This is a genomic window from Pediococcus parvulus (genome assembly GCF_007990205.1).
In the GTDB taxonomy this organism is placed as follows: Bacteria; Bacillota; Bacilli; order Lactobacillales; family Lactobacillaceae; genus Pediococcus; species Pediococcus parvulus.
The window spans coordinates 1-23,974 of sequence record NZ_BJWE01000017.1; the positions used below are offsets into that span (position 1 = coordinate 1).

The 23,974-nt window shown below is 37.9% G+C and carries 22 protein-coding genes; 20 read left to right on the plus strand and 2 right to left on the minus strand.

All coding sequences use genetic code 11. The annotated features are described in order from the left end of the window. The 18 genes from PPA04_RS04920 to PPA04_RS05000 all read left to right on the plus strand — a co-directional run. On the plus strand, window positions 1-662 hold a 662-nt coding region (locus PPA04_RS04920), incomplete at its 5' end, for a CPBP family intramembrane glutamic endopeptidase (protein ID WP_222591704.1). A gap of 141 nt (window positions 663-803) precedes the next feature. Beyond that, the gene (locus PPA04_RS04925) at window positions 804-1,025 is read left to right on the plus strand and encodes a hypothetical protein (RefSeq protein WP_057784148.1); all 222 of its coding nucleotides are present in this window, start codon (window positions 804-806) and stop codon (window positions 1,023-1,025) included. 78 nt (window positions 1,026-1,103) lie between these two features. After that, complete coding sequence (locus PPA04_RS04930; protein ID WP_057784150.1) at window positions 1,104-1,928, plus strand: ABC transporter permease family protein; 825 nt, start codon at window positions 1,104-1,106, stop codon at window positions 1,926-1,928. Between the two features lie 15 nt (window positions 1,929-1,943). Then, entirely contained in the window at window positions 1,944-2,852 is a 909-nt protein-coding gene (locus PPA04_RS04935) for an ABC transporter permease (RefSeq protein WP_057784152.1), read from the plus strand. Between the two features lie 7 nt (window positions 2,853-2,859). Next, entirely contained in the window at window positions 2,860-3,756 is an 897-nt protein-coding gene (locus tag PPA04_RS04940) for an ABC transporter ATP-binding protein (protein WP_057784155.1), read from the plus strand. A 14-nt stretch (window positions 3,757-3,770) separates the two neighbouring features. Continuing rightward, complete coding sequence (locus tag PPA04_RS09800; RefSeq protein ID WP_260280950.1) at window positions 3,771-3,896, plus strand: hypothetical protein; 126 nt, start codon at window positions 3,771-3,773, stop codon at window positions 3,894-3,896. Window positions 3,897-4,453: 557 nt separating this feature from the next. Further along, on the plus strand, window positions 4,454-4,966 hold the full coding sequence (locus PPA04_RS04945) for a sigma-70 family RNA polymerase sigma factor (RefSeq protein ID WP_057784156.1): 513 nt from the start codon (window positions 4,454-4,456) through the stop codon (window positions 4,964-4,966). Beyond that, window positions 4,956-6,059 (plus strand): hypothetical protein, encoded by a 1,104-nt coding sequence (locus PPA04_RS04950; protein ID WP_057784158.1) that lies wholly within the window; start codon window positions 4,956-4,958, stop codon window positions 6,057-6,059. Before PPA04_RS04945 ends, PPA04_RS04950 begins: the two co-directional genes overlap by 11 nt. Window positions 6,060-6,638: 579 nt before the next feature. Continuing rightward, complete coding sequence (locus PPA04_RS04955) at window positions 6,639-7,445, plus strand: hypothetical protein (protein WP_057784160.1); 807 nt, start codon at window positions 6,639-6,641, stop codon at window positions 7,443-7,445. Continuing rightward, window positions 7,426-7,950 (plus strand): hypothetical protein, encoded by a 525-nt coding sequence (locus PPA04_RS04960; protein ID WP_057784162.1) that lies wholly within the window; start codon window positions 7,426-7,428, stop codon window positions 7,948-7,950. Before PPA04_RS04955 ends, PPA04_RS04960 begins: the two co-directional genes overlap by 20 nt. Continuing rightward, complete coding sequence (locus tag PPA04_RS04965; RefSeq protein WP_057784163.1) at window positions 7,947-8,567, plus strand: ATP-binding cassette domain-containing protein; 621 nt, start codon at window positions 7,947-7,949, stop codon at window positions 8,565-8,567. Before PPA04_RS04960 ends, PPA04_RS04965 begins: the two co-directional genes overlap by 4 nt. A gap of 610 nt (window positions 8,568-9,177) precedes the next feature. Next, window positions 9,178-10,479, plus strand: coding sequence for a D-serine ammonia-lyase (dsdA, locus tag PPA04_RS04970; RefSeq protein ID WP_057784168.1), 1,302 nt, complete (start codon window positions 9,178-9,180; stop codon window positions 10,477-10,479). A gap of 291 nt (window positions 10,480-10,770) precedes the next feature. Next, window positions 10,771-13,284, plus strand: a complete 2,514-nt coding sequence (locus PPA04_RS04975) for an excinuclease ABC subunit UvrA (protein WP_057784170.1) — start codon at window positions 10,771-10,773, stop codon at window positions 13,282-13,284. Between the two features lie 147 nt (window positions 13,285-13,431). Then, the gene (locus PPA04_RS04980) at window positions 13,432-14,583 is read left to right on the plus strand and encodes a baeRF6 domain-containing protein (protein ID WP_057784172.1); all 1,152 of its coding nucleotides are present in this window, start codon (window positions 13,432-13,434) and stop codon (window positions 14,581-14,583) included. A 451-nt stretch (window positions 14,584-15,034) separates the two neighbouring features. Continuing rightward, window positions 15,035-15,934: a DMT family transporter gene (locus PPA04_RS04985; protein ID WP_186806953.1), complete on the plus strand. Its 900-nt coding sequence runs from the start codon at window positions 15,035-15,037 to the stop codon at window positions 15,932-15,934. Window positions 15,935-16,070: 136 nt separating this feature from the next. Beyond that, window positions 16,071-16,718, plus strand: a complete 648-nt coding sequence (locus tag PPA04_RS04990; protein ID WP_057784174.1) for a hypothetical protein — start codon at window positions 16,071-16,073, stop codon at window positions 16,716-16,718. 230 nt (window positions 16,719-16,948) lie between these two features. Further along, complete coding sequence (locus tag PPA04_RS04995; RefSeq protein ID WP_057784175.1) at window positions 16,949-17,482, plus strand: hypothetical protein; 534 nt, start codon at window positions 16,949-16,951, stop codon at window positions 17,480-17,482. A 110-nt stretch (window positions 17,483-17,592) separates the two neighbouring features. Then, window positions 17,593-19,101 carry a MucBP domain-containing protein gene (locus PPA04_RS05000; protein WP_186806954.1) on the plus strand — a complete coding sequence of 503 codons (1,509 nt, stop codon included), beginning with the start codon at window positions 17,593-17,595 and terminating at the stop codon, window positions 19,099-19,101. A 64-nt stretch (window positions 19,102-19,165) separates the two neighbouring features. On the opposite strand, the gene treC is transcribed toward PPA04_RS05000, so the two are convergent. Further along, window positions 19,166-20,818: an alpha,alpha-phosphotrehalase gene (gene treC, locus PPA04_RS05005; protein WP_057784179.1), complete on the minus strand. Its 1,653-nt coding sequence runs from the start codon at window positions 20,816-20,818 to the stop codon at window positions 19,166-19,168. A 15-nt stretch (window positions 20,819-20,833) separates the two neighbouring features. Beyond that, complete coding sequence (gene treR, locus PPA04_RS05010; RefSeq protein ID WP_057784181.1) at window positions 20,834-21,550, minus strand: trehalose operon repressor; 717 nt, start codon at window positions 21,548-21,550, stop codon at window positions 20,834-20,836. A gap of 229 nt (window positions 21,551-21,779) precedes the next feature. Here treR and PPA04_RS05015 point away from each other — a divergent pair, with 229 nt between their 5' ends. Further along, on the plus strand, window positions 21,780-22,274 hold the full coding sequence (locus tag PPA04_RS05015) for a PTS sugar transporter subunit IIA (RefSeq protein WP_057784183.1): 495 nt from the start codon (window positions 21,780-21,782) through the stop codon (window positions 22,272-22,274). 14 nt (window positions 22,275-22,288) lie between these two features. Next, window positions 22,289-23,794, plus strand: a complete 1,506-nt coding sequence (locus PPA04_RS05020; RefSeq protein WP_057784185.1) for a PTS transporter subunit EIIC — start codon at window positions 22,289-22,291, stop codon at window positions 23,792-23,794. Window positions 23,795-23,974: the final 180 nt, after the last annotated feature.

Sequence of the window (23,974 nt, forward strand, 5' to 3'; positions counted from 1 at the left end):
GCAAATTGTTTTCGAAAATTTTTTACTTTCTTTGTTTTCTATTACTTTTCATTGTTATTCAGATATCCACACTTGCCGAAAACTTTTGGCCTAATGAAAGTGCAAACGACTTTAGTACTATGAACCACCTTCTTTTATTATTAATCAGTTCGGTAATTGCGTTTGGTCTAGTTTTTTTGCTATATCACAAAGTTAATAATGATGTGATCTTGGGAAAGGCAATAATCTTTAAAAATGTTGGATTTTCAATACTTATGGCGATTTTATCTCAGGGCATTCAATCGCTTATTTCGATATGGACTGACGATAAGGCAAGTAATGCAGATTTAGCTTCAGTGTTGCACACTAGTTTAAGCCCAATTTTAATTGTGACGTTAATATTCGTGTCACCAGTTTTGGAGGAGTTCTTATTTCAAGGTGTCCTACAAGGAGGTATCTTAAAGGAGATGCATCCATTTGTTCAAATATTATTAACTTCGGTAATCTTTGCTTTTTTTCATGGATATTCATTTTCGTTAGATACACTTGAATTACTTTTTTCTGGGATAGCATATGCTAGTGTTTATCATGTAACTAATGATTTAAAAATGGCGATACTGTGTCACTCATTATCAAATTTGATCGTCACAATCCTAGTATTGGTTTATTGTGAACAATATTGAAAGTCGAAGTGAGCTCGCGCAAGTTTGTGAGTTCATTTTTTTACGTTAATCAGCCAAAACAGGACGTTAATTTTTTAATTGTTTGCGCATTGGAACACAGTTATAAACTATAAACATAGAAAAAGTAGGGAGATAATTATTATGAAAGCAGAAAGCAAAGCAAATAGTAAAACTTTAAGCATTGTTGAATGGGGCTTGTTTATAACCTGCCTGATCTTCAATTTAATTTACATTTTAGATGGCAAAATGTATGGTGCGGCACTTACGGCAACGATATGTGGGATAGTTTGGAGTTTATTGCAAATTATCGGAATCATTGCAGAAATATATTATTGGCGCAAAAGCGAGCGTAGTAACAAATAGGTAAAATTAGTAAAGGGATGAATACTAAAACGAATATGTCTAGATTGCATGCTTTTCACGAATTCGCTTAGAGTTTTTATGACAAAAATAAATTTACGACGGGTAAACGTTATAGCTAAATTTACGTTTAAACATAACATCAAAAAAAACTCATACTGGTCCGGCTTGTTATGGCCGGGTTCTGTGTTAGTTATGATTTTTGCATTTGGAATCTCGCCTGATGTGAACACAAAAAATTTAGTGTTTAGTAATTTTCCCAGAACTTTATCAATTGGCATGGGTGTCTTTGTCTTACTCTTTAGTTTGTTATTAATACCCATAACTGGGAATGAGATTGAAAATGATCGATCGTCAAAAATTAATGAGTTTTTGTGGGTCATTAGTAGATCAGAGGATCAATTTTCTGGCAGATTACTAGGTGTCTTTTATCTTTTGATAGCAAGCTTGGGTCTATATATAATTGGTTTCTCTTTTTTAATGACAACGAATGAACTGTTATCCTCGTTAATGACAGACAGTTACAGTTACTTTGTAAATTGGCACACCTTTTTATTAATTTTACTTATGCTACAAATCTTTGGTTGGATAGTATTATTGACGGCACATATCAGCATTTACATAAAAAATCATAGTCATTTACTACAGGCTTTAATGCCAGTTTATGCGTATATCATGATTTCCATCTTTTTGACATTCGTTACTTTGGGACATTTTTCAAGTTCTAAGTTGCTTACTGCTCTAATTTTTCCGGTGTGGTCACAAATGATTAGCAGTCAACTTGTTTTTTATCATCGGGATGATACGTTCTTTTTATTCATAAGTACGGGTCTGCAAATGCTTTTGCTTGTAGGCTATTTTTGGATAGTCAAACAGAAATATAAAAAAGCTGCAATTATGGATTAATGGAGAAGTGATGAGATGAAGATACTCAAACAAAAACAAGTTTTGGCGGTAGCCTGTCATGAAATTAAAGGTCAATTAAGTTCATTTACTTATTGGACAATTATTTTGTGGCCATTATTAATTGCAGCAATTTTTGAACGAAGCGGAAATATTCATCTCGATCTGTCGACTAGCAATTATTTGAATTTAAATTTATTTTGGGGAAACTTTCTCCCCATATTTATTTTTATGGTTAGTCTTTCGTATGTGTCTATTATGGCTAATTCGGTGGCTGCGGATAAAACAAGTAAAATTTCGGAAATGTTATTGGCAATGGTAGATGCTAAAGAACAATTGATTGGTAAAATCTCAGCAACCTATTGCCTGATGCTTTTACACATGACGATTTATACTGGATTAATTTATATATACGAGCGAGTGACGCACGGTTTTATTGTTCAAACAATCATTAAAAATACTAGCCCCGTTTTTTTCGTGTACATAGTGTTAGATGCCGCAGTGGCGTTATTTATGGCACTAGTGTGGGTTACCGAAATTGCGTCTTATGTGACAGATGAGTCACAAGTGGCGGTGGCCGTTATTCCTGTCATGTTGCTGATCGGAACTGGAACGATGGTGGCATTTTTATTTAATGCACCGCATTATTTTGATGCAGGAATTAGCGTTATGCGTGTGTACGCCAATGTTGTATTAGCCTTTCCACCGATTGGATCCTTATTGATGCCAACATTACTGGCTAATCAAAATGTTAGTTACGTTGAAGCCTATTTGAACATCGTAATTCAGTTGGTTATCATAGCTTGGCTACTAAAACAGAGTATTCGGCAATATCGCTTTGGCTTGTTATCATCCAAGAAAGCAAATCCGTTTTTATCAGTGCTTGTACACGAGAATACGGGCAATTTGAAAGAAAATAAAAGGTGAGTTTTAAATGATTGAACTACAACATGTTTCGAAACGGTTTGGCAATTTTAATGCGGTATCCGATTTATCATTTTCCTTGCATGGTGGTCAAATATTGAGCTTGATCGGGCAAAACGGTGCGGGAAAATCGACAACTTTTCACATGATTTTGGATTTTATTAAACCAGACAGCGGAAAAATATTGTGGAGTGGCAAACCATTGACTCCTGATGCAATCACCGATATGCCTGAAGAACGAGGACTCTATCCAAAGGAGACCATTAAAAGTCAACTGCTTTACTTTGCAGCACTACACGGGATGAAAAAAGCGGAAGCTATAATACTCCTAGACGACTGGATGAAAAGATTTAATGTGGTTGGGAAATCCACTGATAAAATCGAATCTTTATCCAAAGGAAATGCACAAAAGGTGCAACTGATTGCTTGTCTGATGTTTAAGCCACAATTGTTAATTTTGGATGAACCATTTTCTGGATTGGATCCGGTAAATAGTGAATTGCTGATTAAGGCGATCTTAGCGGCAAAGCAGCAAGGGACAATGGTTATCTTTTCAACTCATAATATGGATAATGTACAGAAGTTATCAGACTATATTGTCATGTTGAAACATGGTCAAACTGTTTTAAAAGGGACACCAACAGAAATTTATCGACAATTTGGTCGGTTGAGATTAGATATTGAAGGATATCAGAATGTAGAACGACTTAAACGAATTCAAGGTGTCAGAAATGTTACTTTGATGGCTAATGGCGTACACCTTGAATTGAATAATGAACAGTGTGGTAGAGTAATTTTCGCCGAGGTTACCAAAAACGGCTATGTGCCGGTTTTTAATCAGCATTATCCTGATTTAGAAGCTATCTTTAAATATGAGGTGCATAAAAAGGCTTATGCTCGATTGTAATAGGAGAGAATAATATGAAAATCGTAAAAATTAGTTTGTCTATCATTGCCATTTTACTAGGTGGTTATCTGTGTCTGACGGGGGTGGCATCCTCATTAAATGATGAGCCGGCACGAATGGCAATAATGACAGGTATGTGATTTTAGGCATTGAAGTAGGTTTCAGCGAATTATTACTCTTACAGATTGTTTTATTGACAGCTTTAGTTATTATCAAACACCGAAGCAATGAACTGTAGCTTTAAATTCTGTTGAATAATGACGTTAATCATTAAAAAGTGCACGTTAATTTTTTAATTTACCGTTTTGATTTGTATGCATATATACTACATTTATGTGGTAATTTAAATCACTAAAAATAATGGCAACGGAAAATAAGTATTTATGGGGAATAATAACAAAAGAAGAGTAGTAATACTTTCTTCGCGGGTACTTTTGTTATTTTACATAGCATGAAAAAAATAAAAGATTTTTCTCTGTAGCGTCAAGTATTCTGGAAAAACAAAATTAATGGAGAATGTCCTGTATTACTATAAGGATTCTCGTCAGAAAATGTAATCACAAACTTGTGGTTGAAATTTTTGGCGGGAATTTTTTTGAATAAGGCATAAAAAAATCACCAAATGTTGAATTTGTTGGAACCTTTTATCTATGACTAGTCACTAATAGGTGTAGGAATGAAAAGAGGGGGGAACGTATTGGAAAAAGATATGGAACTGATTTTGTTAGCAAAACGAGGTGATAGAGAAGCATTAACTAAATTACTGGTTAATCGACAAGCAAAGCTCTATAAAACAGCGTTGCTTTACATTCACAATAAAGAGGATGCTCTGGATATTGTGCAAGAAACATCTTTGCAAGCCTTTTTGAGTATCAAGCATCTGCATCATTTACAATATTTTGATACATGGTTAATACGTATTTTAATTAATGTTTCGCGTCACCTTTATCGTCGTGAAACACCGGTACCAGAAATAGTTGAATTGACAGCAGATTGTCATAAACAAGTGGATCTGCATCAGGATTTAATGCAAGATCTTGTAATGGTTCCAGAAAAGTTTCGTGTGGTGTTGATTCTCTTTTATTTTAATGAATTACAGGAATCTGAGATCACAAAAATTTTACGAGTACCAACTGGAACGGTTAAGAGTAGATTAAACCGCGGCCGTGAATGGCTACGAGAAAAAGGAGATGTCATTCGTGAATATTAACTGGCAGCAAGAAACAAATAAGATAAAAGTACCTGAAACTGCGGTTACTCAGGCAATAACCAGAGGACTTAATCAAGCAACTAAGCGGCAACAAAGCCATCGAAAATTAGAACTTATGCTTACTGTGGCCGCTCTTCTTAGTATCATATTATTTAATCCATTGACTATTCAGGCTGGAGGTGTTATTCCTGCAATTCACCAACTACTTGATAAAAAAAATCAAAGGACGCATAATTTTGATCCCACCATGAATAAAATTTTTAGTGGTCTGTCAGATGTCTCCGCTTATCAATCTGTGAATTCATCAGCAGTAAAGGAGGATGGACTAACAATTCAAGTTAGAGGTGTAATGACATCTGCGGGTATTAAAGCATTTGTCATTGACTATAATGGTGCCCGTATTAATCCTGCAGCACTTCGTCGTCAGGATGTACACGTGACACTTAATCAACATCAGTCAGTCATTGATGTTGAACAAAATTATGGACAGATTTCCCTTGGGCATTACCGTCAATTTATTGCCTTCTATGTTAATGGTGATTCATCAGCTAGCAATGATACCATTGATATTCGTATTGGACATGTTAATGGATCTTCACAGAGCATTTCACTACCCACAATCAAAACTAAGTCACTTTCCACAACCGTTCATAAAGTTACTGAAAAAACTGGTAACCTTACAACTGGCCAAGGTGCAATTGATCAAATTAATTCAACTTCACATTCGTTTGTTCTCAACTATTCGGTGTCATTTGATCAGCGAAAAATGGCTAAGTCGACAGCTAGTTTAATTAAGAAAGCAACGTGGATATCAGACGCAGATGTTATGGTTAATAATAAGAAAGTTGGAGATTTGATGTTAGGATCAAGTGGAGCAAAAATTGGTGAAAAACAACAAGCAAATCAGGTTACTGTGAAATTCCAATCTATTTTTGCTTCTCAATGTTATGTTGACAACCAAGGTAAGAATGTTTCAATTCAAGATCTTAATCCTCAAGCTGTTGTACGATTCAAGTTGGAGATTCCTAGTCATAGTTCTTATGATCATATATTAGGTTACTTAGATGTGCCAATTACGGCATTACTATCCTGAATAGGGTGCATAAATCATCATATTTAAAAATAAACAACTATGAAAAGAGAATTTTTGCAAACAATAATCTCATCCAAAGCAATAAGTGTTTGAAATTGAAATTGATAAAAGTCTGTTTTTACGTTAATCTGTAAAACTTGTACGTTAATTTTTTATTGGACTAGTCTAGTGAATATTGGATTACAATGTGACGTAACAACAAAGTATGGGTTCAGTTATTAAAAATTAACCTTCATTGAAGTTCAATTTCTATCAATACAGGTCATGTAAACGTTGAGTTGCTAGAATGTAAACCACTAGTTTCTGGGCGGTAATTTGGTGGCGCTGTACAATTAACTTTGTTGATTAACGAAATTTGCTGACGGAAAATTAGTGTCCATATACTCTGGGGGAGTTAATAAAATTTACAGCTGAATGTACATTCTTATAATTAAAACATGTACAAAGTAAGCTATTAAAGAGAACAGGTAGATTTTTACCGGTTCTTTTTTTCAAAGTATTTAATTATCTGTAATTTGAAATCATCAGAAGACTTCATTTTTTACGATAATTAGAGTCTAAAGGGGGAAAGGAATAATAATGAAATTAACCAGATATAATCTATACGCAGTGGGGATCTTTTATTTTATCTATGGTGTCTGGGCCTACATTGTTTTTATGGGTGAACCGCCAGCAAGTGCGGTGGGCAATAGTCTTGAAGCCGGAATTAGCTTCTTTTATAACATTCAAGGAACCTATGAATCGGTGTTCTTGATGTTGCTGCCCATGATTTGTGTGCCTTTATTTTTTGGCAATAACCTTTCTCAAAACCGTTATACTGGCTTTAATAAATTCTTGATTACCAGATTAGGATCACTGAAAAGATACATACAAAATATTTTTATTAAAACTTTTGTTGTTACTTTTACGGCAGTTCTTGTTTGGCAATGTCTATTACTACTCGAAATTAATTTTTTGATGTCACCAATTCGAGTGCTACGGTCAAGCAGATTTTTAAAAAATTCGTTAGGTTATGTTTTTTCTCAAAATGGCTATGTAAACCTGTTTTGGTTTGTTCTCTTGACCTCAATTGGATGGGCTATATTTATTTGTTTAGTACTAGCAATTAGTCTATTTATTAAAAATCCGTATGTTTTCTGGGGATTGGGCATAATAGTTGGTTTACTGTTGTTCCTAATTCCAGCGTTATTGGGGGGGAGTTTAATAAGCTATTTATTTTTCCTTCCCATTTTAATTATGCCTGGAAATCAAATCATTGGTGGTAGTATTCCCAGCTTGTCGCTCTACGTTCAATATATGTTAACTGGTATTGTGTATGTGAGTGTGACTTATGGATTGATCGCATTATTTATCAAAGGAAAATTCTATGAAGAAAATCATCAATAACAGCTTTTTGTTAGCTACATGGATTTTTATTGGAGCACTAGCGGTTATTGCGGTGGCTTTTGCCTATCGCAGTAAAGATTTATTTTCCGGTCTAGGATTGAGCAATATGCAGGTGCTTATTTTCAATAATTTTTATATTATTTTGGCAGCTAAACAAAGCTGGCAACTCGATCATATTAATCCGTTGCTAATCCCCAGAATGGGAAAAAGATTGTACTTACAGTTTATGGAAATGACGGCAGTTATTCGTGTTGGCTTATATATTGGAATCGAGACGATACTTGCCTTAATGATCATTCCAATTCATGCTCAATTGGGCGCCATTACCTTAATTTTTGTCTTAGTTAATTGGTGTCAGGGCATTCTTTTTGAAGTAAGCATCAACGCCTTTTTATTCAGAATTAATAAAGTATTTGGTCTGATATTGGCGATGGGTTTAAATGTCATGGTGCACTATGGAATCATCATGAATGCTTTAGGAAAGGCGGCAGGAATGGTTCAATGACGAATTTATTAGTAGTTGAGAAAGTGACTAAGAGTTACAAAAAAACAGTTGTTTTGAAAAACATTAGCCTGCAGATAGCAGACGAAGGACAAATTATTCAGTTAAAAGGAATTAACGGTTCCGGGAAGTCTACACTGTTTAAATTAATTTCAGGAATGGAAAAGCCAGATTATGGGGAAATTAAACTGGCCGCAACAACTAATTTAGGTGCATTGATTGAAAACCCTGGTTTTTTAGAAAATTTTAGTTTGGCTTATAATTTGCGTTATTTAGCAAGTATCAAGTCTCGTTTGAATGAAGCATACGCGGAAAAGCTCTGTCAAATGCTAGCGTTAGATTTACATAGTCACACCAAAATGAAAAATTATTCTGTCGGAATGCGTCAAAAAGCTGGAATTATTCAAGCCATAATGGAAAAGCAAAATCTCATTTTGTTAGATGAACCTTCTAGAGGTTTGGATCAAGAAAGTCTACAAAAATTTGTAACTTTAATGAATCAATTGCGACAAGAAGGCCGAAACATCATAATTGCTTCGCATGAGGAATATGAGGAGATGAAAATTGACGAATGTCTAAAAATAGAACATGGGATACTATCGCCTATTTCAGACCGTTAGTTTTCACATTTGTAGGAACACTAATTTGGTTAAAACTGATAGATAGCTATTATCAGACAAATAACGAATTGTTTTATTTACAATATTCTCTAAACGACCTTACGATAAGTTCTTTAGCTCTTTTTTGTTTGTCAATTTGGCTGTATACAATGGCGATTGTGCAGCCGGTTAGGGAGCATTATACGATAAGAAAAATGGCAATTGTAAGATCAAAGAAAACCGAAAACAAGCGTGTTTTAATTGATTGCTCAAATCTTTGGTTAGTGATCATGATAACAACAAGTATCTGGGACGCACTATGCTATGGTCATATTTTTTGGCAGGGAATAGTTATCTTCCTAGTGGGATATTTGTTAAGTTGGTTGTTAGTGATAAAAATAAAATTGAGCAATTTGCTAGTTGTATTGTTAGTTTTGGTTCAAATCATGGTACGACTGGTACTTAGACTATAAAGCTGAGAATTAATTATATGACCAATTCTGTTTGTAAATTTTACAAAGCACGGTTGATAACTTAAATTTGTGTTGAATTACCTTAGACCACTTAAAAAAAGAAGTCATTGTTGTTATACTGGATAACGTACAAAAACAAGAATAGGGAGATCTAGAAAATGAATGTCGATGCTTTAGTTAAAAAGTACCCAGAAGTAAAAACCATGCAAGATTTGAAGCCATTTTTTTGGCGAAATCCAGATTACGGTAAAGAGGCCAAACTCTCAATCGGAATCGAAGATATTTTTGATGCCGAAGCACGATTCCATCGTTTTGCACCTTACTTTGAAGTCGCTTTTCCAGAAACAGTTGCCACTCATGGTATTCTTGAATCTCCATTAGTTGATCTTCCTGACATGAAAGCCCGTTTAAATAAAACTTTTGCTCACAAAATTGAAGGCGGCTTGTACTTAAAAGCTGATAATTACTTGCCAATCTCTGGCTCCATTAAGTCACGGGGCGGCATTTATGAAGTATTGAAGTTTGCTGAAAAGATTGCTGTTCGCGAAGGCGGATTAATTTATGAAAATAATTATGCTGTTCTAGCTAGCAAGAAGTATCACGATTTGTTTGCTAAATATGGAATTGCGGTTGGTTCGACAGGTAATTTAGGTCTTTCAATCGGAATTGTGGCTCAAAAGCTTGGTTTTCGGACTTCTGTGCATATGTCAGCAGATGCTTCACAATGGAAGAAAGACAAACTGCGGGCCTTTGGTGTAAATGTTGTGGAGTACAATGATAACTTTACCCATGCAATCACGGAAGCACGTAAAATGGCAGCTGAAGATCCGATGACTTACTTCATTGATGATGAAGGCTCATATGATTTGTTCTTGGGTTACTCTGTGGCGGCTTTACGTTTACAAGCTCAGTTAAAATCACAAGGAATCAAGGTTGATAAAGATCATCCTTTGTTTGTATACTTGCCAGCTGGTGTTGGTGGTAGTCCAAGTGGTGTAACCTTTGGATTAAAGAAGGTCCTAGGCGAACATGTGCATGCAATTTTTGCGGAACCGACGCATATTCCATCTGTTACTTTAGGAATGGTGACCGGTTTAAACGACAAAATTTCTGTCTATGATATTGGCATTGATGGAACCACAAAGGCTGATGGTTTGGCTGTGGGTCGCGCATCAAGAATTGCTGGTAAAAATATGCGAACGTTATTGTTGGGAACCGCAACGTTTAATGATAGCGATATGATGGAAGATGTTGTTCGTTTATACGAGACCGAGAAAATTGGTTTGGAGCCATCTGCCGCAGCTGGTTTCACAATTATGGACCAAGCATTAGGAAATCTAGCTGCAGACTTTTCATTGAAAACTGCTAATCATATTGTCTGGGCAACTGGTGGTAGCATGGTTCCTCAAGAAGATATGGACCACTATCTTGAAGTTGGTCGTGAAGAATTAGCTAAATAGTGTAGATTAAGGATCGGTGGAAGCTGGTCCTTTTTTGTGCAACGAAGAGATTAATTATTTGAAGCATACTTATAGCTGCATACTAATGGCAAGTTAATAAATTGTTGGCAGGAGCATCTGCACTTGTGGCTGTAAGGGCACTGATTGTAGTGATTTACTTAGTATAAGAAAAGTTGGTTTTCCAGCACGTTTTGAAGTTCAGAATTAACTTCAGAACGTGTTTTTATTATGGCTTATTATTTGCCCGCGTTATACTGAAAGAGAGAATAACGGAAAGAAGAGGCGGTTTAAATGGCAATTCAGCATAAAGAAACAATACCTGATAACATCGAGGTGATGGGCGCCCATGTTAACAATTTAAAGAATCTCAATGTGACGATTCCCTTAAACGCATTTGTAGCAATTACGGGCAAATCTGGATCCGGAAAATCTTCGTTGGCAATGGGGGTCCTTTATGCTGAAGGTGCTCGCCGATACTTGAATTCTTTATCGACATACACCCGCCGTCGCATTAGCCAAGTTGGGAAGGCTAACGTGGATGAAGTAAAGTATCTACCCTCTGCTCTGGCACTGCGTCAACGGCCGACGGTGCCTGGTGTGCGTTCGACAGTTGGTACCATGACTGAGAGTTTAAACGTTTTACGACTGATGTTTTCTCGTCTGGGTTCACATGTCTGTCCGAATGGGCATCGGGTACCGCCAACACTAGAGGTTGCCGAAAACATGGGATACGTGGTTTGCCCAACTTGTGGCGTGAAATTCATGGCGCCCGGTGCAGAAAGCTTTGCCTTTAATTCGGAAGGTGCTTGTCCCACATGTAATGGAATTGGCAAGGTTCGTCAGATTGTGAAGGAGCGACTCATTCCTGATCAAACGAAAACTCTACGGGAAGGCGCGGTTGCGTCATGGCGATTACCCGGACGAAACTTCATGATTTATGTAGCGGAACAAATTGGCATCCCGATTGATATTCCGTTTAATCAGATGAGTGCTAAAGATCAAGAGCAAGTTTGGCATGGTGAAAATAAAAAGTATGCGATTAATATTCCTTCTAAAACAGGTAAAATTTTCCATATGGATAATGCTCAATTTGAAAATGCTTATGCAGCCGTTGAGGATAGTTTAGCGACCACTACCAATGAACGAGCAATCACGCGTTTGAACCGGTTCTACTCATTTGATACCTGCCCTACTTGTCATGGCAGCCGATTTGATCCCAAACTATTAAAAACTAAATTAGCCGATAAAAATATTGCTGAAGTTTCAAAAATGACTGTAACTGAATTAACCCAATTTATGCCTAAAATTGGGCCTTGGTTGCCAAAACAAGTGCAAGAATTAGGAGCCAGTTTAGTTGGTGAATTGAAAGATAGTTTGCAACCGGTTCTTGATTTAGGCTTAGACTATTTAACTCTTGATCGAGCTGGTGATACGTTATCAACTGGTGAGTTACAACGAATTCAGTTGGGAAGAACGCTGCGAAGTCAAACAACGGGCGTCTTATATGTATTAGATGAACCCTCGGTTGGGTTACATCCCGCTAATGTCAGCGGCCTGATTAAAATTTTGCATCAGTTAGTTGCGCAAGGCAATTCATTGGTCGTGGTTGATCATGATACACGCATTATTTCGGCTGCAGACTATGTGATTGAAATTGGACCGGGTGCTGGTAAAAATGGCGGAACAGTCATTGATCAAGGAACGGTTCCGACAATTCAAAAAAGTTCGAAATCCTTGATCGCGCCGTTTTTAAATGGCACTGCAAAGCTGTTGGTTCGCAAACAAATTCCTAAGGCACAATTATTTGCTAAAGGTGACATTGCGGTTGGAGTTTCGAATCGCTATAACTTGCATGACGTTACAGCCCATTTTCCGAAAGGACGTCTCAGCGTGGTTTCTGGTTATTCTGGTGCCGGAAAAACGACTTTGATTTTAGATAGTTTGATTCCAGCCATTAAGGCGGCCATTAAAAAAGAGCCAATTCCAAGTCATGTCAGCCATTTGGATCGTGCACATATTCACCGGGTTGTGATGGTAGATTCTGTGCCAGTCGGGAAAAATGTGCGATCGACAGTGGCCACTTACTCTGGAATTTTGGACACCTTGCGAGTTTTATTTGCCGACACAGAAGCGGCCAAACAGCAAAAGTGGACAGCTAGCCATTTTTCATACAACGTGGGATCTGGAGCCTGTCCTAACTGTAAAGGAACTGGAACAATTTCGCTTGATATTCAGTATTTGCCGGATATGGTGGAAACGTGTCCTGTTTGTCACGGGAAACGTTACAATGATGAGACATTAGCTGTCAAATGGCATGGCTATTCAATTGCTGATATTTTGGCATTGGATGTTGAGCACGCGTTACCAGTATTTGCCGATGTTCCGGCCATCAAAACGATTCTTGAAAAGCTGGCTGAAATGGGATTAGGATATTTAGTTCTCGGCGAAAGTACTCCGATCTTATCCGGTGGGGAAGCCCAACGGTTGAAGCTTGTTTCACAAATGGGGCGTAAACAAAGCGGCACGTTATTTGTGTTTGATGAACCTTCCGTAGGGCTACATCCCCTGGATATTCAAACCTTAATTCACGTATTTGATCGCCTGATCGAACAAGGAGCTACCATTATTATCATTGAACATGATTTGGACGTTATTGCTAATGCGGATTATGTGGTTGATCTCGGCCCCAAGGGCGGTCAATTCGGGGGTCAAATTATTGCCGCAGGAACTCCCCAAGAAGTAGCTAACACAGCTAAAAGCGAGACTGGCAAGTATTTGAAAGCTCATTTTGACTTGTTTCAGTAAATGATGGTTAGCGTTTCATTAGAGTGGCAATAATTTCTAGCTTATGAAAGTTATAACTATACTGGCTATTTTTTTAAAAACATGCTATGCTGTTAGAAGATGAAGAAAAGGCTTTCATATCTAATATTATTACTGGAGGAATGACCTATGCGAATTAACAAAAATGATTTATACGATTTAGTGCGTTCAGAGGACGGACCATTTATCACGATGATTCTGAATAATCCGGCCGATTTAAAAGAAGTGCAACAAACAAAAATCACTTTTAAGAACTTAATAAAAGAAGCAAGAGAAAAGTTTAATAAACAATTTGCTGATGTTGATTGTGATGCCTGTTTGAGTCGTTGGGGAATTTATGGCGATGACAGCAGTTTCTGGCTAAACGCTAAGGGCCGTTCAACAGTATTAATTGGCAATATGGACCGAATTGAAACTTTCCAATTGGCAGAGGCATATACGAATCAGGTTTCTGTTTCGCGTAAACCAAATGTTTTACCAATTATTCAAGAACTTGAAATGAAATTCGAATACTTATTAGTGACGCTTAATCAAACTTCATTTGAGCTTTATCGTGGTGAAGTCTATGATTTGCAGAAAGTTCGTTTGGATGAGGATGCACCGAGAACTTTAAAGGAATCATTGGGGGACAATGAATTAGTTGGTGGTGAGGTCACATTCCGTGGTGCTTCGAATCATGGCGGCGATGTGGCAGTAGCTTATCACGGTCACAATGAGAAGAGTCAAGAAATTACAAATGATCAAATTAACTATTACCAAATGGTAGATCAGTATGTTACAGAAACTTATGCGCAACCAGAAGGCTTGATGACAATTGTTTTTGCTTTACCAGAGAATCAGGCACGTTTCCGACAAGTTTCAAAAAATCAAAACTTATCGAAGCATTTACGAATTGAGGAATCGCCAAGTGGCTTGGGATTGGATCAATTAGAGGACAAAATGCGTCCGGTGGCACATAAGTGGTTTGAAGAGATTATGGATGTGCAAAAACAGCGTTATGAAACGGCGAAGGATAAGAATAAGGCGACGAGTGATATGCGTGAGTTGGTAAGATGCGCGGTGGCTGGCCAGATTGATACGTTGTTTGTGAGAAATGATACAACGGTGATAGGTAGAATTGATGAAGAGGGCAAGCTGGATACGGATACGCCGGAAGCTCAAAGTAATAATTTGATTACGGATATTGTGGATAAGACGATGCAGAGTGCAGGCCGTGTGGTTCTGTTGGATGCGGAAGATATGCCAACGGATAAGGTGGCTGCGGGAATATTGAGATATTAAGAAGAGTAAAAAAGTGAGCGAGACATAACGGTAAGCGTAAAGAAATAAGCGTGCTGGATGCGGGGAGAATTCCCCGCTGGAAGCATGCTTATTTCTTTACGCTTGTTATGTCGAGCTGTCCTAAGAATAAGTGAGTTCTTCAAGTCGGTAAAGGGGGGCGTATAAGTGTGACGGAGGCAGGATCGAAATCCTGCTGTGAGTCATACTTATACGCGCCCCTTTGACTTGAAGAACTGTCCTGATGCTCAACGGAAAAAAGCAAGATGGGCTGGTGACGGAGGGAGGATCGAAATCCTGCTGTGAGTCATCCTTATACGCGCTCCTTTGATTTCTAGTAATTTTCACTATTTGATTCATCTCAAATCCCCATTGCGTTAATTTTCTAATAGTCAGATAATGGAAAACAGAAACTGAGTTTTCAGTGAATACGTGCGAATGCGGGGGAGATATCATGAGTAGGTCAACACGGGGAATTTTATACGCGTCAATTGGGGCCATTTGTTGGGGAATTTCTGGTCCTATTGCGCAGCTATTATTTACCAATTACGATTTAAAATTGGGATGGTTAATCGGCTCAAAAATGCTCTTCGGTGGCATCATGTTGCTGGCTTTTGGTCTGACACAGCCCAAAGAAAGGCCAAAATTATTTACCATTTGGCGTGATAAAACAGCTATTATACATTTGGTGATTTTTACCATTTTTGGGATGACCGCGATGCAGGCAGTTTATTATAAAGCCGTTGCGGTTGGTAACGCTGCAACGGCCACCATTCTCCAATTTCTATCACCCGTGTTTATTGTGATTTTTACGATTGTGCGCTATAAAAAAGTTCCTCGGCGCGGTGATGTTTGGGCTATCGTTGCTGCTTTAGTAGGGACATTTCTATTAATTACAGAAGGAAACCCGACCAAACTCACAATCTCACCGGCAGCTTTCTTTTGGGGTGTGGTGACTGGTGTCGCAGCCGCTGCATATGTGTTGCTCCCAGAAAAGATTCTTGATCAATATGGCTCAATGACGGTTTCTGCGTGGTCTATGGTAGTGGGTGGCATATTGTTTAATTTCGTTCAACCAGTTTGGCGCGATGTTCCTAAGTTTGACGTTGCCGGATGGGCGGGCTATCTATTTATTGTCGTCTTTGGCTCGGTAATTGCTTATTTCATTTATTTGGCCAGTTTGGCGTATATTTCAGCAACTGCAACGGGACTGCTAGACGCGTTCGAACCTTTATCGGCGACAATTGTTTCAGTGATATTTTTAAACTTAACATTTGGTATCATGGAAACGATCGGAACGGTGCTAATTTTAAGTACAGTGTTTATTTTGGCGCTGGCTAACCGCCATTCATGAAAAACATGTAGAACTGTTCATCTTAATAGGGATGAGCAGTTTTTAGATTGTCTAGTTTTTAGTTGTTTTACTGGTGTGAAGTGCTAATATTTAGTTAAATGGAACCGGTTTACATAATATGAGGAAGATGAGGCTGATGCAAAATCGTTATTTTAAATTTTTAATGTATCTGGGCGTTTGGCTCGGACTGAATATTTTGTGGGGATTACGATCGGCAATTTTGTATTCTGGCGTTAGTTTTCCTACCATGTTTATGGGGATGATGGCCTTGTCATTTGCGCCAATTATAGGAGTTACCATTTTATTGCTGATGACGTTGTTTAGAAGTTGTAAATTGAATCTTGTCGCTCTAATTTGGATGATTTTGGCTAGTGTAACGTCGATGCCACCTATTTATCTGCTTTCAGTTAGTATGTTTAGTGTTGTGTCAGTACTTGTTTGTGATGCATACTTGGCTGTTATTATTTGTAATCGGGATCGACCAGTTAAAGCGGTTAATCAAGTTGCTTTAGGGCTTATCGTGATTTTCGTTCTTTGTTTATTGTCACCGGAAATAAGTGCTCGTTTTGCCATTAATGGCTATTCAGATCCGAACACCGCTATCAAAACTGAAGTTCAATTAACATCAAAAAATAATGATGCATTGCAAACGAATGGTCTAACGACGGTGACACCACGACGACCTAACGTTGAAATTTCGGGGGTCGGGAATATTAATATTAAGATTCAACGTATCGGCGTTTTTTATTTTTCGACTGTTGGTAACTATAGTTATGATTGGTAGAAAAATGAGATCATTATTAATTTAAAAAATTTAATGCGAATTGTTACGGTTGAGATATTGAAAAAAAGGACCAGATTTTTTAAAAATTATAATAGCAATCTAAATGTACAACAAAGGCTAAATATTTTGGTGAAAATCAGGCCGAATTTTATGAAACAATCGCGTAATTTTGCATTTGTCGCGTATGGTTTCTTGATTTATACCAAATTACTTTAAAAGGGAGTGATCACGTGCACAGCAAATATGATAAGTATATATTAGAAATTTTTGGGATTTTGGAATTTGTAACCTTCATAATAGGATGGCGCAAAGTCAGTGGTATTTGGGATTACTTAACAGCGGATATCCAGCATTCGTTTAAAATGATTCCAGAAATGTACCAACTTTCAAATCCTTTTGATTTTAGTGTTAGCATTAGCGGACTTCACACGAGCTACCTATTTGCGATTGGATATTGTGCCATTCTTATTATTCAGTACGTGGTGCTTCTTTATATAATGAATCAGTTTACGATGTGTTTAAAAGACTACTTTCACCTTCGGAAGACGACATTGGAAAAACATTTTCAAAGAATGTCTTTTAGTTTTTGGCTCTTGTCGGGTACAGTGATTGGCCTTCAAATTTTGAATTCTGTTTTAGCACAGCATGTTCGGTTATTTAAACCAGATTTTTTAATAGAAGTTATCGTGGTTTGGTTCTTAGCGATTGCTTTTCATTATGTGGCAAGTATTATCGTGAATATCAACAAATTTGTAGACAACTAAATAGGTTAAACAAACAAATCTCCGTTTTAGAAAGGCGGGTGAGTTTTATGTTTAAAAGGGGACAGGTTCTAAAAATTTGGATTATAGAAATAGCAATCTTGAGCTTTTTCATGATTTCAATACCGGTCCATGCTCAAGTTAATACGGGCAGTTCTGCAAGCACAAGTTCGCTAAAAAATTCATCGAGTTCCAATGCCTCAAGTATCGCTAAGCAATCTAGTGGCGCCACTCCAACGATGGATAAGGCAGTTTCAAACGCAAAAATTACGGTTAAATATGTGAATCAAAATAATAAAGAAATTGCGACCCAAAAAGTTTTGACAGGTAAGGTTGGCGCCAAGTATAACGTCACAGGTTTACAAAAAACAATTAAGGGCTACCAACTAAAAACGAAACGGAATGTAACGGGGAAATACGCTGCTGAAAATGCGCCAGTTGTTTTTAAGTATCAAGGTGTGAAAATAAGATTATCAATCCGTGATATTGATAACTTGGGTAACAACCTTAATACGGGGAAGAATCGTAATCGGTCAATTACTGGATATTATGGCAACATTTATAAGATTAAGACTTTAAAATCAGGCAAGGAAACATTTATCAGTAGTTCATCTGTACTAACTGGTTTGTATCCTCTGAAAAATCAGACAATTACATTACGCTACACGAAAACGATGAATGATATTGTGATTGGTTCAGATAAATCGATGACCGTTTCGGGGATTATATTAGGCAACTTAGTCAACGTGATTCAAACGTATCCAAATGGCGAAAAAGTTGCTGTCATTGTCGGTAATGACGGGGCTTATCGAGTGGGAACCGCCAAAAACAAATATGTGATATCTGGTTTCAAACAGCTTAAAACGGTTAAACGGGGGCGAACTGTCGAAACTATTTCTGCCAAAAGGACACGTACGAAAATCACAATTTTGCCGTCAGGTTATGTGCTTATTCAAAGAATAGGAAACGGTAAAAATTATCAAACGGATGGGTCAATGACCAGTCCGAGTGGTCACGTGACTAGTATTATGACGACTGTTAAAAATGGTATGAAATCTGAAGTTTCAGAAGAATTTGGCACATCACCTACTCAAGTTGTTCAGACGTGGCCGAATGGCGATATTTTAACAACCTTGATGATCAACAAGCATAAGCTACAGGTGACACTTCAAAATAAGGCAAAGAAAGTTCTGAGCACAAAGGTCGTCACAAAGAGTTTCGGTCATGGTCAAATTTTTAAGCTAGGCCAAAACCAGTACCTTGTTTATCGAGTTGGCGCTCAAAAGACAATCACCACCTCTTTAATTAATGGTAATCAGTACAAAAGGCAGTCATTTACAACGCATGGTGTGGCAAAGGTGTCGCAAGGCAAAATTGCTTTGAATTCAACCGCTAAACAGGCCTTAAAGAAGGAAAATTTACAGGCTTTTGTTAAAGCCATTTCTAGTTCGAAAAGTAATTCGGTTCAAACTAAAAAGCTGGCTGATAAACCAAAACGAGGTACAAAAAGTAGTAAAGGAGTATTACCAGCGACAGGTGAATCAAGACTATCGGCTGTCTTCGAAATTGGATTATTGTCAATTATGTGGATGATTTGTTTGGAAATTAAATTTTTATCATAAAATAAAAGCGTGTCAAACCGCAGTTACCTGTTGTTGACACGCTTTTTATTGGGGAAATGAGTATTTAATTCAATAGAAGAGCAGTTGATTGATAAGGTTTAAGCTCAATTTTGGGTCCAACCGTTGTCTGCTCTGGGTAGTTTGAAATTAATATTTTACCACTCCGATTAGCTAATGAATCTGGTAATTGAACAGTGGTTGATTTGCCATAAAAATTATTCAAAACTACTAGTGTTTGACCTTTATAATCTCTTAAGTACGCAAAAACCTGCGGATCATTTTCTAACAGAGGCTTAAAATCACCAAGTGAGATAATGGGTTGTGTTTTGCGTAATTTGATTAATTTTTGATAGTAAGCAAAGATTTCGCCAGTTACTAATTCGTCTTTTACATTCACTTCTGCCTGGTTAGTGGGCATCAACCAAGGTTTGTGAGTTGAAAAACCGGCATATTCTGAATTGTCCCATTGCATGGGTGTTCGACTGTTATCGCGAGACTTAGTTTTTACAATTTCAAAGGCTTCTGTGGCGGATTTTCCTGCTGCCAAGAGTTCTTTGTAGGCATTCTTACATTCAATATCAACGTAATCTGCCATTGAGGTATAGTCTGGATCGCTCATCCCAATTTCTTCACCCATATAAATATAAGGAGTTCCTCGCAACAAATGCATGGTGGTCGCTAACATTTCGGCGGATTTTGCTCGATAATGGACCGGATCGCCAAATCGATTAAGCGCACGTGGCTGGTCATGATTATTCCAAAAAAGCGCGTTCCAGCCGCCACCCTTTGCCATGCCAATTTGCCAGTCGTTCAAAATCTGCTTGAGTTTCATAAAATCAAATGGTGCCTTTGTCCATTTTTCGCCATTGGCATAATCGACTTTTAGATGATGGAAAGTAAAAACCATCGTTAATTCATGGTTGGCTGGTAAGGTGTATTGCACACTGTTGGCAATGGACGTTGAAGACATTTCGCCGACCGTGATGGCATCGGGGTCTTGTCCAAAACTAGCTGTATTCATTTCTTTAAGATAGTCTTGAACAACAGGCGTATCAGTGTAAAGCGTCTTGCTGGCAACGTCAGTAGGGGCGTCAACTAATTTAGTTTCTTTACCAGTGACATTGATGACATCAAAACGAAAACCATGAACGCCCTTTGCTCGCCAAAAATTGATTACTTTATAAAGCTCTTGTCGAACTTCAGGATTATGCCAATCGAGATCTGCTTGCGTAGGATCGTAGAGGTGTAAATAGTATTTTCCCGTGTTGCCAAATTTTCCCCAGGCGGGGCCGCCAAATTTAGATTCCCAGTTGGTTGGTAAATCGCCATTTGGTTTTGGATCGCGAAGATAATAAAAAGCCTGATACTTTTTATCGCCGGCCAAAGCTTTTTGGAACCACTCATGATCGGTGGAAGTGTGATTTAAAACCATATCTAGCATGATGCCGATGTGGGCTTCCTTCAATTTGGCCGCTAACTCTTCAAAGTCCGCCATGGTGCCAAAAGTAGGGTCGACTTTATAATAATCGGCAATATCATAACCATTATCGTTTTGTGGTGAAACAAAAAAAGGATTGAACCAGATCATATCAATGTTCAATTTTTTAAGGTAACTAATTTTGGCAATAATACCACGTAAATCACCGATACCATCGCCATCACTATCATAAAAAGATTTTGGATAAATTTGATAGATTACTTTATCTTGAAAAGTCATTTTCAGTACACTCCCTTAATTAATTTTTTGACGACGAGCAAAATCAACAAAATTAAACTTGTCGGGTCGATGAATTGATTCGGTAAATTCAAACAGCGTGGTGTCTTCCAAATAGGTCTGACTGCGAACGACCACTACGTCTTGATGGTCGCCTAATGCCAGCAAACGTGCGACCTCCTTTGAAGGATGTTCCACAGTAATCGTTTTGGTGGCGTAACTAATGATCAACCCTAGTTTATTTTCAAAATAATTATACAAAGAATCTGCTGCAACAGCGTGTGAGATATTGGGAACCACAGACTTTAAAACGTAGTCGCGGTCGAGAACGATTGGATTATCATCAATTGTCCGCAAACGCTCGACGAATGTGGCGGGTAAGTTTTGATCAGATTGATAATCGAAATTTTCAAGGGGCACATGCTGATCTTCAATGCACAGCACTTCAGTTTTTGAATGCATGTGTAATGAATTATTTAATTCCTTATAAGATGTAATTCCGGATACTGGAAAGTTGAAACGCTGTAGGTTTAAAACAACCGAACCTTTGCCACGGATTTTTTGAATGAAACCGTTTGTCAGCAGTTCAGCCAAAGCTTTTCGAATCGTTTCTCGAGATGTTCCATATAATTCGGCTAATTGAGTTTCACTAGGCAGGTATGTTCCCACAGGATAGATGTGATGAATAATTTTGTTAGCTAAATCGTGATAGATGGCACCAAATTTGTTTCGCATAACTGCTCGCCTCCTAAAGCGCTTCCATTCTACCACATTTAAACTAGTATAGACAAGTTGTAAAGGAAAATTTTCTACTATCAATGTGTGAACATACACTAATAGTGGAGTTAAATAAAAATAAAGCAAGATAGTTGACATCATGTATATACAAGTTGTATGATGACTCTGTTGTTAAGAAAGCGCTTTATAAAACTAAAAAGTAATTATCCAGATGGGAGGGATACAAATGTTTGGATTTGGAAAAAAGAAGAAGGTCGCTGAGGATAACACCATCTATGCTCCGGTTACAGGAAAGGTAATTGACCTTAGTGAAGTCAGTGATCCGGTGTTTGCACAAAAAGCAATGGGCGAAGGGCTAGGAGTGAAGCCTAGTGATGGCCGCATTGTGAGCCCAGTTGCAGGTACTGTCACGATGGTTGCCAGTACAAAGCATGCTCTAGGAATCAAAATGGCCAATGGACTTGAGGTTTTGGTTCATATGGGTGTCGATACTGTTGATTTAAAAGGCGCACCATTTACCATCAGCGTCAAAGTTGGGGATATTGTCAACGGTGGTGATGCAATTGCCACCATGGATTTGGATCAGGTTAGGGATGCCGGACTTGATGATGTGATCATTGTTGTCATCACAAATTCGGCTGATAAGTTAGATCATTTAGATCTAACAGCTGGTGATACAACAGCAAAATCACAAGTTGGTTCAGTAACTGTTAAAAATTAGGGGAGGTTTTTAAAATGGCAAAGGACTACACAAAACTTGCTTCCGACATTATTGAAAATGTTGGTGGTAAGAGTAACGTCAAAAGTTTGATTCATTGTATTACACGTCTTCGGTTTTATTTAAAAGATGAAAGTCTTGCTAAAGATGATGTCATTCAAAATTTGGATGGGGTTATTTCGGTTCGGCATGCACAAGGCCAATATCAGGTAGTAATTGGCGCAGCTGTGAGCGATGTTTATGACGCAGTTATTGCACAGTTAGGTCAAGAATTCGCGGATCCTGATGCTACTGCAGCAGCTGTTGCAGAGACAGAAGCTGCTGCGAAGGAACCAGATAATCGGAGCTTCACACAAAAAGTTAAGGATGGGTTTGATTCGTTAATTGGTGTTATTACCGGTTCCATGATGCCGGTTATTGGGTTGTTGGCTGCTAGTGGTATCTTAAAAGGACTACTACAGATGGCAGTTTACTTTAACTGGACAACCGTGACTTCACAAACTTATGTGATTATTTCTGCCATGGGTGATTCGGCCTTTTACTTCTTACCGGTCATTGTTGGGTTTACGGCCGCTCAACGGTTGAAAGCTAATCCTGTGATTATGGCTATTATTGGTGGCGTATTAATTTATCCTTCATTATTCTCAATTGCCACTGGCACAAAAGTAACAGGACATTTGTTAGGAATGGCTTTGAACACAAATTTGTTTGGCTTACCAATCCATTTGGTAAATTATACCTATACCATTTTTCCCATCATTGCGGGAGCATGGATGGCACATTATATTGAAATTTGGTTGAAGAAATGGATTCCACAAATTCTCCAAATGATCTTCGTACCATTATTTGAAGTCATGATTGTGTCTGCTTTGATCATGATTGTCGTGGGCCCGATTATCACTTTAATCAGTACTGGAATTTCCGTAGTTTTAGATGCTGTATTGAAGTTCAATTACCCAATTGCCGGGTTGTTAATCGGTGGTTTCTATCAGATTTTGGTTATTTTCGGATTGCATTGGGCGATTGTACCGCTAATTGCTAACGATATCGCTTCTAAAGGGTACAGTTATTTAAATGCAATTGTGTCAATGACCATGGTGGCTCAAGGTGCTGCTGTATTAGCAATTATGATCAAATCAAAGATTGCTTCAGTTAAAGAGCTTTCTGGTGCTGCAGCGATTTCAGCCTTCGTCGGAATTACTGAACCTTCTATTTATGGTATTAACTTGAAATATGGCCGAGCGTTCTTGACGGCTAACATTGGGGCTGCTGCCGGTGGTTTGGTAACTGGATTACTAAACGTTAATATGTATGGGTTCACGGGTTCAATTATTGGGTTCCCATCATTCTTTACACCTGCTAAATTTGGTGGTGGAATTAGTAACCAGATTAATTTCTGGATCGCAACGATTGTGACTTTAGTTGTCGCTTTTGCCTGCACATGGGCATTTGGTTTCAAAGACTCAGATGTTGAAGCTGCAAAGAAAGTTACGCGTCGTAAGACAATTGGTAAAAATGCTTAATTAAAATATATTTTATGAAATAACGAATGATTGATGCGAACCCCCAGTATTGGACCAAAATCCAATACTGGGGGTTCACTTTACAAAAAGGTCGTCTCTGGACTCCCAATTTGCTATTTTTTTAAGTCAAAACACAAGATCAAAAGTGCATATCTTAGTCAACTTCACAGAATAATTGTT